Consider the following 13,559-nt stretch of genomic DNA (forward strand, 5'->3'; position numbering starts at 1 on the left):
GCCATGCGGCTGCGCCACATCGAGGTCTTCAACGCCATCATGCTCACGGGCAGCGTGAGCGCGGCGGCGCGGCTCATCAACATCACGCAGCCGGCGGTCAGCCGCACGCTGCAGCATGCCGAGCTGCAGCTGGGCTTCCCGCTGTTCCAGCGCGCCAAGGGGCGGCTCACGCCGACCACCGAGGCGCTCACGCTGTACCCGCACATCGAGCGGCTGTTCGCGCAGCTCGACGAGGTGCAGCGGCTCGCGGCCAACCTGCGCGCGGGCGCCGACACCGGCGAACTGCGCATCCTCAGCGTGCTGGCGCTGAGCTACGAGATCCTGCCGCGCGCCCTCAAGGCCTTCCGCGAGAAGCATCCGGGCTACGCGATCAGCGTGGAGTCGCTGCATTCGCCGCAGATCATGTCGGCGCTGCTGCTGCAGGAGGCCGACGTCGGCTTCGTGTTCAGCCCGGCCGTGCATCCCTCGCTCACGCAGGAGACGCTGGCCGACAGCCGCATGGTCTGCATCGCGCCCAAGGGCATGCTGCCGCGCCTGCTGGTGCGCAACGGCTCGGTGGCGCTGCACGACCTGGCCGAGCGGCCGGTGATCGGCCTCGACAGTCGCGACCCGGTGGGCACCAGCCTGAGTCAGGCCTGCCGCCAGGCCGGCGTGGGCTTCCACCAGGCGGTGGTCACGGTGCAGACCTACCACGCGGCGCTGGCGATGGCGCACCACGGCCTGGGCGTGGCGCTGGTCGACGGCTGCACCGCGCGCTCGGCCGATACCTCCAAGGTCGACGTGCTCACGCTCGAACCGCACATCCCGGTGCCGATCCGCGCGCTGCGCTTCACGGGCCGGCCCGATTCGGTCGCGGTGCGCGGCATCACGCGCTGCATGCAGCAGGCGATCGTGGAGGCGGGGGTCTAGCGTTTCAGGCGGCCAGCGCGGCCGCGACGCGCCGCGCCGACCCGAAGGCCAGCGTGAAACCCAGCGCGCCGTGGCCGGTGTTGAACAGCATGTTCGAAGGCGCGCCCTCGAGCCGCCCGACGATCGGCAGGCCCGTGGGCGTGGCCGGGCGCATGCCGGTCCAGGGATGCAGCTCGGCCAGCCGGCTCGCGTGCGGGAACACGGCGCGCGTGGCCTCGGCCAGGGTCTGGATGCGGGTCGCGGGAATGCTCGCATCGTGCCCCACGAGCTCGGCCATGCCCGCCACGCGCAGGCGCGAGCCGATGCGCGCGAACACCACCTTGCGCGCGCTGTCGGTCACGTTCACGGTCGGTGCCGCGCCCGGCGCCGGGTCGACGTCGAGCGTGATGCTGTAGCCCTTGAGCGGATAGACCGGCAGGTAGGCGCCGAGCGCGCGACCGAGCTTGTGCGAGGCGGTGCCGAGCGCCATCACGAAGGCATCGGCCTCGATGTCGCCCGCGGCCGTGCGCACCGCGGCGATGCGCCCGCCGCTCTGCGCGAAGCCCCGGGCCTCGGTGCCGAGCTCGAAGCGCACGCCGCGCGCGCGCAGCACCCGCATCAGCTCGGCGCAGACCTTGAGGCAGTCGGCCGCGCATTCGCTGGGCGTGTAGACCGCGCCCGCGATGCCGCGCGCGTAGTCGGCGAGCGCGGGCTCGATGGCCACGCACTCGTCGGGGCGCACGATGCGCTGTTCGCTGCCCATGGTGCGCTGCAGCTCGAGCTGGGCGCGCGCGCCGGCCAGCGAGGCTTCGCTCGCATACAGCACCAGCTTGCCGGTGGCCGAGAAGTCGCAGTCGGGCGCGGCGTCGGCCTGCATGGCCTCGAAGCCGGCGCGGCTCTCGGCCGCGAGCGCCAGCAGTTTTTCGGTGGTATCGCGCGAGGTGCGCGCATTGCAGGCCGCGAGGAAGGCCAGGCCCCAGCGCCATTGCAACGGATCGAGCTGCGGGCGCAGCTTGAGCGGCGAGCTGGGCGAGAGCAGCAGCTTCGGCAGCTGCCGCCAGATCGCGGGATCGGCCAGCGGTTGCACGTACGAGTAGCTGAGCTGCGCGCCATTGCCGCCGCTCGCGCCCGCGCCGGGCGCCGCGCGATCGACGACGCTGACCTGGTGGCCCTGGCGTTCGAGTTGCCAGGCGGTGGCCAGGCCCACGATGCCGGCGCCGAGCACGCACACATGCATGAGAGGCAACTTTCGGGAACAGAAAGGGAAGGGGTGAGCCTCGACTGTAGGCGCGCCGCCGCCGGCGCGGAAATGCAAAAAGAGGCGTGGCCCATAGCCAAAGGGCATGCCCCGCCGCGGCGCTTCGAAATCGGGGGGCGCCCGGGTTTTCCCTGCCCATAACCTTTGGGTATGGCCCAGCCCGCTATTGGAATTGCCGTCCTGAGTCACTCTTTCTTACACTGGTCCTCCTGTTCAACCTCCCTCGAAGAAGGCACGCATGAAACTCTCCGCATTGATGGCCGCCACCGCCACGGTCCTGCTCGCTGCCACCGGCGCCCAGGCCGCCGACACGCTGGCCAAGATCGCCGAGTCCGGCAAGATCACGCTGGCCTACCGCGAGTCGTCGGTGCCGTTCAGCTACCTCGACGGCCCCAACAAGCCGATCGGCTTCGCGGTCGAGATGTCGAACGCGGTGGTCGAGGCGGTGAAGAAGAAGCTCAACAAGCCGAACCTGCAGGTGCAGCTGATGGCCGTGACCTCGCAGAACCGCATCCCGCTGATCACCAACGGCACCATCGACCTCGAGTGCGGCTCCACCACCAACAACACCGCGCGCGGCAAGGACGTGTCCTTCGCGGTCAACCACTTCTACACGGGCACGCGCCTGCTGGTGAAGAAGTCCTCGAAGATCAAGGACTACGCCGACCTCGCGAAGAAGACCGTGGCCAGCACCACCGGCACCACCAACGCGCTGGTCATGCGCAAGTACAACACCGAGAAGAACCTCGACATGAACATCGTGCTCGGCAAGGACCACGCCGACGCGTTCCTGCTGGTGGAGAGCGACCGCGCCGTCGCCTTCGCGATGGACGACATCCTGCTGTTCGGCCTGATCGCCAACTCGAAGAACCCGGCCGACTACGAGGTGGTGGGCGAGTCGCTGCAGGTCGAGCCCTACGCCTGCATGCTGCCCAAGGACGACCCGGCCTTCAAGAAGCTGGTCGACGACACCTTCATCGGCATGATGAAGAGCGGCGAGTTCGAGAAGCTCTACACCAAGTGGTTCATGTCGCCGATCCCGCCGAAGAACCTGCCGCTGAACCTGCCGATGAGCCCGCAGCTCAAGGACAACCTCAAGGAATTCAGCGACAAGCCGGCGACCTGAGCCGGACTTCGATCGGAAACAAGGACATGGTCTCCACGCAGGTCGTAGGCATCCTGGGCGGCATGGGCCCGGCCGCGGGCGCCGACTTCGTCCGCCTGTTCGTGCAGGCCTGCGCGCAGCAGATGCGCGCGCGCGGCGAGCCGGTGCGCGACCAGTCCTTTCCCGAGCACTGGCTCGCGCAGGTGCCGGTGCCCGACCGCACCGGCGCGCTGCTGTCGAGCGCCGAGAACGGCGCGCACCAGCCGCTGGAGCCGATGCTGCAGGCGCTGGGCCGGCTGGCGGCGCTCGGCAGCCGCACGGTGGCGATCGCCTGCAACACCGCCCATGCCTGGCATGCGCGGCTGCAGGAGCGTTTTCCGCAGGTCGAGCTGCTGCACATGGCGCGCGAGACCGCGCAGCACCTGGCGGCGCAGGGCGCGGGCGAGGTGGCGCTGATGGCCACCGAGGGCACCTACCGCATCGGCCTCTACGAGCAGGCGCTGGCCGAGGCCGGCCTCGGCTGCCACGTGCCGAGCGAGGTCGAGCGCCGCACCATCGCGCGCGGCATCTTCGAGGGCGTGAAGGCCGGCGACATGGCGCTGGCCGAGCGCTGCTTCTCCGAGGTCGCGCTGCGGCTGGCCGAGCGCCACGGGCCGGTCACCATCATCATGGGCTGCACCGAGGTGCCGCTGGGGCTCGCGGGCTCGAGCGCGGTGGCGGGGCTGCGGCTGGTCGATCCGGCGCAGGTGCTGGCGGCGGCGCTGGCGCGCAGAGCCTACGAACCGCGCTGAGCGGCAAAAGGGCGTCCGCGCGGGGTCATCAACCCCGCGAACAGGGAGGACGGGCCGTTATCGCCTACATTGCGGCGTGCGTTTTTTCGCATCTGCCCCTTGTCCGACGATCCCTCACCTGGAGCCCTCCTCATGCCCCAACTCGACGACCGCCGTTCCGACCTGCAATCCGACTTCGATTCGCTGCGCCCCGGCGACAGCACCGAACAGGGCGCGACGCGGCGCACCGCGCTCAAGGCCGCCATCGGCGTGGGCTATGCCGCCGCCGTGATGCCGGTGATGGCGCAGACCGCCATCAGCACCCCGGCCGACGGCCTCAAGGCCGGCCCGATCAAGTACACGGTCAACGGCTTCGAGGTGCCGGCCTACGCCGCCGCGCCGGCCAACAAGACCGGCCTGCCGGTGATCCTGGTGGTGCAGGAGATCTTCGGCGTGCACGAATACATCGCCGACACCTGCCGCCGCTTCGCCAAGCTCGGCTACCTCGCCATCGCGCCCGAGCTCTATGCGCGCCAGGGCGATCCGCGCGGCTACACCGACATTCCCAAGCTGCAGGCCGACATCGTGAGCAAGGTGCCCGACGCGCAGGTGCTGGCCGACCTCGACGGCGCGCTGCAGTACGCCGCGGCCAACGGCGGCGACACCTCCAAGGCCGGCATCACCGGCTTCTGCTGGGGCGGCCGCATCACCTGGCTCTACGCCGCCACCGGCAAGGTCAAGGCCGGCGTCGCCTGGTACGGCCGGCTGGTCGGCCAGGCCAGCGACCTGAACCCGAAGCACCCGGTCGACATCGCCGCCAGCCTGCAGGCGCCGGTGCTCGGCCTGTACGGCGGAAAAGATCAAGGTATCCCCCTTGACACCGTTGATAAGATGAAATCGGCCCTGGCAAATGGCTCTCCGGCTGCCAAGGCGTCGAGCTTCGTCGTGTATCCCGAAGCAGGCCATGCGTTCCATGCCGACTACCGTCCCAGCTACGTCAAGAGCGCGGCCGACGACGGATGGCAGCGAGCCACCGCCTGGTTCAAAGCCAACGGCGTCGCCTGAGCGATCAGCGCCCAGGACGACCCCAGAGCCAGCTTCCGCCGAAGGCCGTCCCCGCAAGGGGCGGCCTTTTTGCTTTTAATGAATGGAACTGGGCGCATCGGGCGTCCTTATTGCGTAAGCAGCTATGAACTTGATAGTGATCATCTTGGCGACCCTGGTCGCCGGCATCGGCAGCGTGTGGCTCGCGGCGCTGCTGCTGCGCGTGGGCGTGCGCAGCGGCTCGGGCGGCGTGAACCCGCAGCACCTGCTGAGCCTGGCGGCGGGCGCGCTGCTCGCCACCGCCTTCATGCACCTGTTGCCCGAGGCCTTCGAAAGCCGCATCGAGCCCGCGCTGCTGTTCGCGGTGCTGCTGTTCGGCGTGGTGTTCTTTTTCCTGCTCGACAAGGCCGAGCTGTGGCACCACGGGCACGAGCACCATCACGGTGGCGACACCGCCGGGCAGCCGGCGCAGCTCGGCCCCATCTACGACAACCACGGCCATCACGACCACGCGCACGGCCACGGCCAGGCGCACGGCCACGGCCATGCGCACCACGGCCACGACCACGGTCCGCGCGCCGGCGGCTGGGCCGTGCTCACCGGCGACAGCGTGCACTGCTTCGGCGACGGCATCCTGATCGCCTCGGCCTTCATCGCCGACCTGCGCCTGGGCCTGGTCGCCGCCCTCGCCGTGCTTGCGCACGAGGTGCCGCACCACATCGGCGACCTCGTGGTGCTGCGCCAGAGCTCGGCCAACCAGCGCGCCGCGCTCGTGAAGGTGTCGCTGGCCGGCACCATGACCATGCTCGGCGGCATCGCCGGCTGGTGGCTGGTCGACCAGCTGCATGGCTGGCTGCCGTATTTCCTCGTGCTGGCCGGCAGCAGCTTCGTCTACGTCGCGCTGGCCGACCTGATCCCGCAACTGCAGAAGCGCCTGCCGATGCGCCAGACCCTGGCGCAGATCGTCTGGCTGGTCGCGGGCATCGCGCTGGTCACGGGCGTGAGCCGGCTCGCGCACAGCGGCGAGCATGGCCATGACCACGACCACGGGCACGACCACGCGGCGCATGCGCACGAGGAAGGGCATGACCACGACCATGCACACGAAGGCGAGGCCAAGCCCGAGGCGAACAAGAACTGATCGTTTGAACAGGTGCGGTTGCGGCGATACGTCCCGTCACCCGCACCGTCTTCCGGATGACGCGAAATCGGCGCAACATAGGGGCCTGCTTCGCCCAGCCATCCGTGAGGAAAAGACCATGACCACCCGAGCCGCCGTCACCAGCGCGCGCCCCGCGCCGATCCCCGAGGAAGTCGACGAGGACCTCGATGCCGACGGCCTGCCCGAGGACGACTTCGATGCCATCGACGCGGAGGCCGCCGATTCCCTGTCCGAGGAAACCGGCATCGACCTCACCGATGCCAGCGAGCTCGATGCCGACAACGTTCCGGCCGACGAGGAGTTCGACCGCGTGATGAACGCGCCCGACTGAGGGCGCTTTTTTTCGGGCCCGCGCGCTAGGCCGATGCGGGATGCAGCCAGCCCTGGTGCTTCTTCATCAACGCGCCTACCACCTTGCGGATCTCATCCATCGCCGCCCGCGCGATCGCTGACGTGCCGCCCTGCCTGCGCGTGACCATCCCGACCGAGCGCAGCGGCCCGTCGGCAATCGACGAGATCTTCATGCCCCGCAGGCTCACCATCGGCATCATTCCCAGATAGGGCAGCACCGCAACGCCCAGCCCCTCCTTGAGAAAGCCCGCGATCGTGCCGACCTGGTCGAGCTGCATCTTCGGCCGGAACTCCACGCCACGCTGCAGGAAGGCGGCGCTGATGTAGCGCATCGCGGTGCTGGCGTCGGTCATGCTGATGACCGGCAGCCGCAGCAGCTCCTCCAGCATGACTTCGTCGGCGATGCGCTTGCGCCACGCACCGCACGACAGCAGCACGAACTGGTCGCGCAGCAACTCCTCGTATTGCAGGTCCGGGTGCGAAGGCATGACGGACGCCAGCGCGAAATCCACCTGGTAGTTGAGCAGCCGCTGGATGCTCGCGCTGTTGGAGCAGTCGTGGATGGCGATGCGCGGCTGCGCGAAGCGCCGCTCGAGCGCACTGCAGGCGGCCGGAAGGATCACGCTGGCCAGCGACGGCAGTGAAGAGATGCACAGCTGCTGCGCCTCCTGCTCGGCCGACGCGCGCATGCGCTCGAGGCCGCTGTCGAATTCCCCGATCACGCTGCGCGCCATGCTGGCCAGCCGCGTGCCGCTCGCGGTGAGATGCACGCTGCGCGTGGTGCGCTCGAACAGCACGAGGCCCAGCGCCTCCTCGAGATCGCGGATCGCCTTGCTCAGCGAGGGCTGCGTCATGAACAGCTGCTCCGCGGTCTTGCTGAAGTTCAGCGATTCGCTGAGCGCGAGGAACAGGCGCAGCTGACGCGGGGAGATATTCATTCCCTGATTCTATAAATCGATAGATAGAAAGAATTTCAAAGATAAATGGGTTCTTCCTACGATCGCCGCTCAGGCAAATCGAAGGAGACGACAAGGTGCTGGATCTCAAGGGAAAAGTGGCGTTGGTCATGGGCTGCGGCGCCGTGGCCGATGGCTGGGGCAATGGGCGCGCCACCGCGGTGCTGCTCGCGCGGCAGGGCGCGAAGGTGTTCGGCACCGACCTCGTGCTCGCCAACGCCGAGGCCACGCGTGCCCTGGTCGTGGCCGAGGGCGGCGAGGCCGAGGTCCAGGCCTGCGATGTCACCCAGTCCGCGCAGGTCGAGCAGGCGGTGGCCGCCTGCATCCAGCGCTTCGGGCGCATCGACATCCTGGTCAATAACGTCGGTGTCTCGCAGCCCGGTGGTCCCGTCGACATGGACGAGGCGGTGTGGGACGCGCAGATCCAAGTCAACCTCAAGAGCGCGTTCCTCGGCTGCAAGCACGTCATCCCGCACATGCGCGCGCAGGGCGGTGGCGCCATCGTCAGCGTGGCGTCCGTGGCCGGCCTGCGCTACATCGGCAAGCCGCAGGTCGCCTATGCCGCGGCCAAGGCGGGGCTGCTGCAGTTCACGCACACCTCGGCGGTCATCCACGCGCCCGAAGGCATCCGGCTCAACTGCGTGGTGCCTGGGCTGATGCACACGCCGCTCATCGAAGGCCTGGCGGCGAAGTACGCGAAGGGCGATACGCAGGGCTTCATCGACCATCGCAACAACCAGGTTCCGATGAAGCACATGGGCACCGGCTGGGACACGGCGCATGCGGTGCTGTTCCTGGTGGCGGACGAGAGCCGCTACGTGACCGGCACCGAGATCGTCGTCGACGGCGGGCTGGTCGCGGCCACGCGCTGACGGCCCGCTCCCTTCCCACCGCTAGCCACCGCTTCCCCCAAAAACAAGGAGACACACCATGCTCGAGACCGGGCGACGACTTCTGTTGGCCTGCGCAGTCGCAACGGCCGCCGCCGCGCTGATGCCGGCCGCCCATGCGCAGGGCTATCCGCGCCAGCCCATCCGCCTCATCGTGCCGTTCGCGCCGGGCGGCGCGGTCGACCAGACGGCACGCATCATCGGCAACACCCTGGGCGAGAAGCTGGGCCAGACGCTGGTGATCGACAACAAGCCCGGTGCCAGCGGTTCGCTGGGCGCGGGCGACCTGCATCGCGCCAAGCCCGACGGCTACACGCTCATGCTCGCGCTCGATTCGCAGGCGGTGAACCACCTCACGGTGAAGAACCTGCCCTTCGATACCTTCAAGGACTTCGACTACCTGAGCCTGCTCGTCACCACGCCGCAGGTGCTGGTCACGCGCAACGACCTGCCGGTGAAGAACCTCGACGAGCTGGTGGCGTACCTCAAGGCCAACCCCAAGAGCTCCTACGGCTCCGCCGGCACCGCATCGGCCGGGCATGTGAACAGCGCGCAGCTCTCGCTGGCCAAGGGGCTGCGCACCGAGCACGTGCCCTACAAGGGCGCGGGCCCGCTGCTCACCGACATGCTCGGCGGCCACATCGACTACGCGTTCGCGGGCCTGTCGGTGATGCTGCCGCAGATCAAGGCCGGCAAGGTCCGGGCACTGGCCGTGAGCTCGCCCGGACGCTCGGCGATGCTGCCCGATGTGCCCGCGATGAACGAGCTGATCCCGGGCTTCGAATACCCCACCTGGATCGGCATCGTCGCGCCGCCGGGCATGCCGCCCGAGGTGCGCCAGAAAATCCTCAAGGCCGTGCGCGAGGCGATGCACGACCCGCAGGTGGCCAAGCGCTTCGGCGAGAACGCCTACGACATCGTGAACGGCACGCCCGAGCAGTTCATGGAGCGCGTCAGGAAGGACGCCGAAGTGATGAACGACCTCGTCAAGCGCGGGATCGTCACCAGCGGCTGAACTCGATCCACGAACAAGGAAGGAACACCCCATGGCCCGGATTCCCTACGCGGACAGCCAGAACCCCGCCGTCAAGCCGCTCGCGGACCGCATCGTCGCCGAGCGCGGCGAGGTGCTGCATCTCTATCGCATGCTGCTCAACAGCCCGCCCGTGGCCGAAGGCTGGCTCCACTACCTGACCGCGATCCGGCAGAAGTCGTCGCTGTCCGGCGCGATCCGCGAGATGGTCATCATGCGCGTGGCGCAGCTCAACCACGCGCCCTACGAAGCGGACCAGCACGCGCCGATCGCGCTGAAGGAAGGCATGTCGCAGCCGCAGCTCGATGCGCTGCAGGACTGGGCGCGAAGCGAGCTGTTCAGCGAACGCGAGCGCGCGGTGCTGGCCTATGCGGACGCCATGACGCTTCACGTGCAGGTGCCCGATGCGATCTTCGCCGCGGTGTCGGCGCAGTTCGAGCCGCAGCAGCTGGTCGAACTCACGGCGACGGTCGCGGCCTACAACATGGTCTCGCGCTTCCTCGAGGCGCTGCAGATCCATTCGCACGACGCGCGCTGAGGGCCGCCGCCGGCGTCAGCTCGTCTGCCGCACGATCACCTGCCCATTGCGCGCCCCGCTGTGCGCGCCATCGCGCCAGGTCAGCGCGCCATTCACGATCACCGCCTCGATGCCTTCGGCCGCCTGCGTCGGCTCCTGGTAGTTCGCGGTGTCGCGCACGGTCTTCGCATCGAACACCACCACGTCCGCGTGGTGCCCGGGCTTGAGCGTGCCGCGCTCGTGCAGGCCGAAGTTGCGCGCCGTGAGGCCGGTCATCTTCCACACCGCGGTCTCGAGCGGGAACAGGCCGACGTCGCGGCTGTAGTGGCCCAGCACGCGCGGGAAGGTGCCCCACAGCCGCGGATGCGGCTTCTCGCCGAGCGGAATGCCGTCGGAGCCGATCATGGTTTCGTCGAAGGCGAGGATGCGCTGCACGTCGTCCTCGTCCATCATGAAATAGATCGCGCTGCCGGGCTGCAGCCGCCTGGCGGCTTCCTCGCCCGACACGCCCCAGTCGGCCGCGATGTCCTTGAGGTCGCGGCCCGCGCATTCGGGATGCGGCACGCTCGAGGCGATCAGCACGCGGCCGTCCATCATGCCGCGGTCGGTGCGGATCATGGTGGAGCCGGCCGTGTAGGGATAGCAGTCGAGGCCGATGCACTGGTGCTTCATCGCCTCCTGGATGAAGGGCAGCGTGACCTTGGTCTTGCCGTGGTTCTGCACGTTCTGCACCTTGTGGTGCGACACCACCACCGGGATGTCGAGCGCGCGGCCGATGGCGAAGGTCTCCTCGAGCGATTCCATCACGCGGTCGGCCTCGTCGCGCATGTGGGTCACGTAGAGCGCCTTGCGCGCCGTGAGCGGGCGTCCCACCTCGATGATCTCCTCGGTCGTGGCCTTCACCGCGGGCGGGTAGAAGGTGCCGGTCGACAGGCCGATCGCGCCGGCCTGCATCGCTTCCTCGACCAGCGCCTGCATGGCCGCGATCTCGCTCGCGGTGGCGGGGCGGTCGAGGTCGGCCATGGTCACGGCGCGCAGCGTCGAATGGCCCACCATCGCCGCCACGTTGACCGAGGAGGGCGTGGCGCGCAGCGCGTCGAGGTAGGCCGCGAAGGTGGTGAAGCGGCCCTCGACCGGCGAGTCGAGCAGGCTCAGCGGCATCGGCAGGTCCATGTCCTCGCGCAGCGGCGCCGCGCTGATGCCGCAGTTGCCCGCGATCACCGTGGTCACGCCCTGCGACACCTTGAACGGCATCTGCGCCTGCGACAGCACCGCCTGGTCGTCGTGCGTGTGCGAGTCGATGAAGCCCGGCGCCACGATGCGGCCCGTGGCGTCGAGCACCTGGTCGGCCGTGTGGCCCTCGAGCTTGCCGATGGCGGCGATGCGCCCGCCCGAGATGGCCACGTCGGCCTCGAAGCGCGGCGCCTTGGTGCCGTCGATCACGGTGCCGCCGCGGATCAGCAGGTCGTGGTGGGTGGGGTTCGACATCGCGTCTTCCTTCTTCGTGTGGGTGTGTTCGGGTTCAGCGGAAATGGCAGGCCACCAGGTGGCCCTCGGCCTCGCGCGGCGTGAGCGCGGGCTGCTGCTCCTTGCACACGGCCTGCGCCATCGGGCAGCGGGTGTGGAAGCGGCAGCCCGAGGGCGGGTTCGCGGGGCTCGGCGGATCGCCCTGCAGCAGCATGCGCCTGGCGGGCGTGCGCGGGTTGGGCACGGGCACCGCCGACAGCAGGATCTCGGTGTACGGATGGCGCGGCGCCGAGAACAGCGTGTCGCGGTCCGCGATCTCCACGATGTGGCCCAGGTACATGACGGCCACGCGATGGCTGATGTGGCGCACCACCGCGAGGTCGTGCGCGACGAACAGGTAGGCGATGCCGAACTCGGCCTGCAGGTCCATCAGCAGGTTCACCACCTGCGCCTGCACCGACACGTCGAGTGCCGACACCGGCTCGTCGCAGACGATCAGCTTGGGCTGCAGTGCCAGTGCACGCGCGATGCCCAGCCGCTGGCGCTGCCCGCCCGAGAACTCGTGCGGATACTTCTTCGCCGCCTCGGGCCGCAGGCCCACGCGCGAGAACAGCCAGCGCACGCGCTCCTCGCGCGCGGCCGCGTCGGCGCCGCCGAAGTTGCGCAGCGGCTCGGCCACGATCTCGCCCGCGGTCAGGCGCGGGTTGAGCGAGGCGTAGGGGTCCTGGAAGATGATCTGCAGGTCGCGCCGGCGCTGGCGCATCTGCGAGGGCGACAGTCCCACCAGCTCCTCGCCGTCGAGCTGCACCGAGCCCGCGCTCGGCTCCACCAGCCGCAGCACCGACTTCGCGGTGGTCGTCTTGCCGCAGCCCGATTCGCCAACCAGCGCGAGCGTCTCGCCGCGCGCCACCGAGAACGACACGCCATCGACCGCCCGGATCGGCGGCCGCGCCGGCCGCAGCCAGCGCTTGGGCGAAACGTAGTGCTTGCGCAGCTCGTGCACGCGCAGCAGCGGCGCGGCATTGGTTGTCGTCATCGTCGTCGTTGTCGTGCTCATACGGCCACCTCCTGTTCGACCGAAGCCGTGGCCCAGCCTTCCTGCACCGCGAAGCAGGCCACCACGTGGCCGCCGTCGGCGTCGTTCGCATCGCCCTGGCGCGTGAGCCGCGGCGTCTCGTGCCGGCAGCGTTCGCGCGCCGAGGCGCAGCGCGCCGCGAAGGCGCAGCCGCGGCCCAGCTCGTGTGCGGCCGGCACCAGCCCCGGGATCTCGGTGAGCCGCGCGCTCGCGGTGTTCATCGCGGGCATCGAGGCCATCAGCGCGCGCGTGTAGGGATGCAGCGGCCGGTCGAACAGCTCGACCACCTCGGCCTCCTCCACCTTCTTGCCCGCGTACATCACGACCACGCGGTCGCAGCTCTCGGCCACCACGCCCAGGTCGTGCGTGATCATCACCACGCCCATGCCCAGCTCCTTCTGCAGCCGCTTGATGAGGTCGAGGATCTGCGCCTGGATCGTCACGTCGAGCGCGGTGGTGGGCTCGTCGGCGATCAGCACCTCGGGGTTGCAGGCCAGGGCCAGCGCGATCATCACGCGCTGGCGCATGCCGCCCGAGAGCTGGTGCGGGTACTCGTTCACGCGCCGCTCGGGCTCGGGGATCTGCACCAGCCGCAGCATCTCGACCGCGCGCTGCAGCGCCTCGGCGCGGCTGGCCTTCTGGTGCAGCTGCACCGTCTCGGCGATCTGCCGGCCCACGGTCAGCACCGGGTTCAGCGAGGTCATCGGCTCCTGGAAGATCATCGAGATGCGGTTGCCGCGGATCTGGCGCATCTCGCGCTCGCTCAGCTGCATCAGGTCGGTGCCGCGCAGCCGCACCGCGCCCGCGTGGTGGCCCGGCGGCGTGGGCACCAGCCGCAGGATCGACAGCGCGGTCACGCTCTTGCCGCAGCCCGATTCGCCGACCACGCCGAGCGTGCGGCCGGCGCGCACGGTGTAGGACACGCCGTCGACCGAGCGCACCACGCCGGCCAGCGTGTGGAAGTGGGTGCGCAGCGCGTCGACCTCGAGCAGCGCCTCGCCGGTCGCGAGCGCGACGCGGGACAGGGGAGTGGTCATGGGGCG

At 69.5% G+C, this 13,559-nt stretch carries 14 protein-coding genes; 9 read left to right on the top strand and 5 right to left on the bottom strand.

Annotated elements, in window-relative coordinates; genetic code table 11:
* The first annotated feature begins 3 nt into the window (after nt 1–3).
* Nucleotides 4–909, top strand: a complete 906-nt coding sequence (locus R0232_RS10265) for a LysR family transcriptional regulator (protein ID WP_208508831.1) — start codon at nt 4–6, stop codon at nt 907–909.
* A 4-nt stretch (nt 910–913) separates the two neighbouring features.
* Here the strand turns inward: R0232_RS10265 and R0232_RS10270 are convergent, their stop codons facing one another.
* Nucleotides 914–2,125 (bottom strand): D-amino acid dehydrogenase, encoded by a 1,212-nt coding sequence (locus R0232_RS10270; protein ID WP_296796826.1) that lies wholly within the window; start codon nt 2,123–2,125, stop codon nt 914–916.
* A 259-nt stretch (nt 2,126–2,384) separates the two neighbouring features.
* Between R0232_RS10270 and R0232_RS10275 the strand changes: the two genes are divergently transcribed.
* From R0232_RS10275 to R0232_RS10295, 5 genes are all read left to right on the top strand, one after another.
* Nucleotides 2,385–3,272, top strand: coding sequence for a transporter substrate-binding domain-containing protein (locus tag R0232_RS10275; RefSeq protein ID WP_431512033.1), 888 nt, complete (start codon nt 2,385–2,387; stop codon nt 3,270–3,272).
* A 26-nt stretch (nt 3,273–3,298) separates the two neighbouring features.
* Nucleotides 3,299–4,042, top strand: coding sequence for an aspartate/glutamate racemase family protein (locus R0232_RS10280; RefSeq protein ID WP_296781621.1), 744 nt, complete (start codon nt 3,299–3,301; stop codon nt 4,040–4,042).
* 132 nt (nt 4,043–4,174) lie between these two features.
* Nucleotides 4,175–5,086 (top strand): dienelactone hydrolase family protein, encoded by a 912-nt coding sequence (locus R0232_RS10285; RefSeq protein ID WP_093349043.1) that lies wholly within the window; start codon nt 4,175–4,177, stop codon nt 5,084–5,086.
* 124 nt (nt 5,087–5,210) lie between these two features.
* On the top strand, nt 5,211–6,206 hold the full coding sequence (locus R0232_RS10290) for a ZIP family metal transporter (protein ID WP_431512034.1): 996 nt from the start codon (nt 5,211–5,213) through the stop codon (nt 6,204–6,206).
* A 118-nt stretch (nt 6,207–6,324) separates the two neighbouring features.
* Entirely contained in the window at nt 6,325–6,558 is a 234-nt protein-coding gene (locus R0232_RS10295) for a hypothetical protein (protein ID WP_296781624.1), read from the top strand.
* Nucleotides 6,559–6,583: 25 nt separating this feature from the next.
* Here R0232_RS10295 and R0232_RS10300 read toward each other — a convergent pair whose 3' ends face one another.
* Nucleotides 6,584–7,516: a LysR family transcriptional regulator gene (locus R0232_RS10300; protein ID WP_431512035.1), complete on the bottom strand. Its 933-nt coding sequence runs from the start codon at nt 7,514–7,516 to the stop codon at nt 6,584–6,586.
* 95 nt (nt 7,517–7,611) lie between these two features.
* Here R0232_RS10300 and R0232_RS10305 point away from each other — a divergent pair, with 95 nt between their 5' ends.
* From R0232_RS10305 to R0232_RS10315, 3 genes are read left to right on the top strand one after another with little or no spacing between them, the layout of a single operon-like run.
* Complete coding sequence (locus R0232_RS10305; RefSeq protein ID WP_431512036.1) at nt 7,612–8,406, top strand: SDR family NAD(P)-dependent oxidoreductase; 795 nt, start codon at nt 7,612–7,614, stop codon at nt 8,404–8,406.
* Between the two features lie 58 nt (nt 8,407–8,464).
* A complete protein-coding gene (locus R0232_RS10310) occupies nt 8,465–9,439 on the top strand; it encodes a Bug family tripartite tricarboxylate transporter substrate binding protein (RefSeq protein ID WP_431512037.1) in 975 nt (324 codons plus the stop codon).
* Between the two features lie 31 nt (nt 9,440–9,470).
* Nucleotides 9,471–9,995, top strand: a complete 525-nt coding sequence (locus R0232_RS10315) for a carboxymuconolactone decarboxylase family protein (RefSeq protein ID WP_431512038.1) — start codon at nt 9,471–9,473, stop codon at nt 9,993–9,995.
* Between the two features lie 15 nt (nt 9,996–10,010).
* On the opposite strand, the gene R0232_RS10320 is transcribed toward R0232_RS10315, so the two are convergent.
* From R0232_RS10320 to R0232_RS10330, 3 genes are read right to left on the bottom strand one after another with little or no spacing between them, the layout of a single operon-like run.
* A complete protein-coding gene (locus R0232_RS10320) occupies nt 10,011–11,462 on the bottom strand; it encodes an N-acyl-D-amino-acid deacylase family protein (RefSeq protein ID WP_431512039.1) in 1,452 nt (483 codons plus the stop codon).
* A gap of 34 nt (nt 11,463–11,496) precedes the next feature.
* A complete protein-coding gene (locus R0232_RS10325) occupies nt 11,497–12,498 on the bottom strand; it encodes an ABC transporter ATP-binding protein (RefSeq protein WP_431512040.1) in 1,002 nt (333 codons plus the stop codon).
* On the bottom strand, nt 12,495–13,553 hold the full coding sequence (locus R0232_RS10330; RefSeq protein WP_431512041.1) for an ABC transporter ATP-binding protein: 1,059 nt from the start codon (nt 13,551–13,553) through the stop codon (nt 12,495–12,497). Before R0232_RS10330 ends, R0232_RS10325 begins: the two co-directional genes overlap by 4 nt.
* Between the last annotated feature and the right edge of the window lie 6 nt (nt 13,554–13,559).

Source organism: Variovorax sp. DAIF25 (assembly GCF_050711835.1).
Classification (GTDB): Bacteria; Pseudomonadota; Gammaproteobacteria; order Burkholderiales; family Burkholderiaceae_C; genus Variovorax.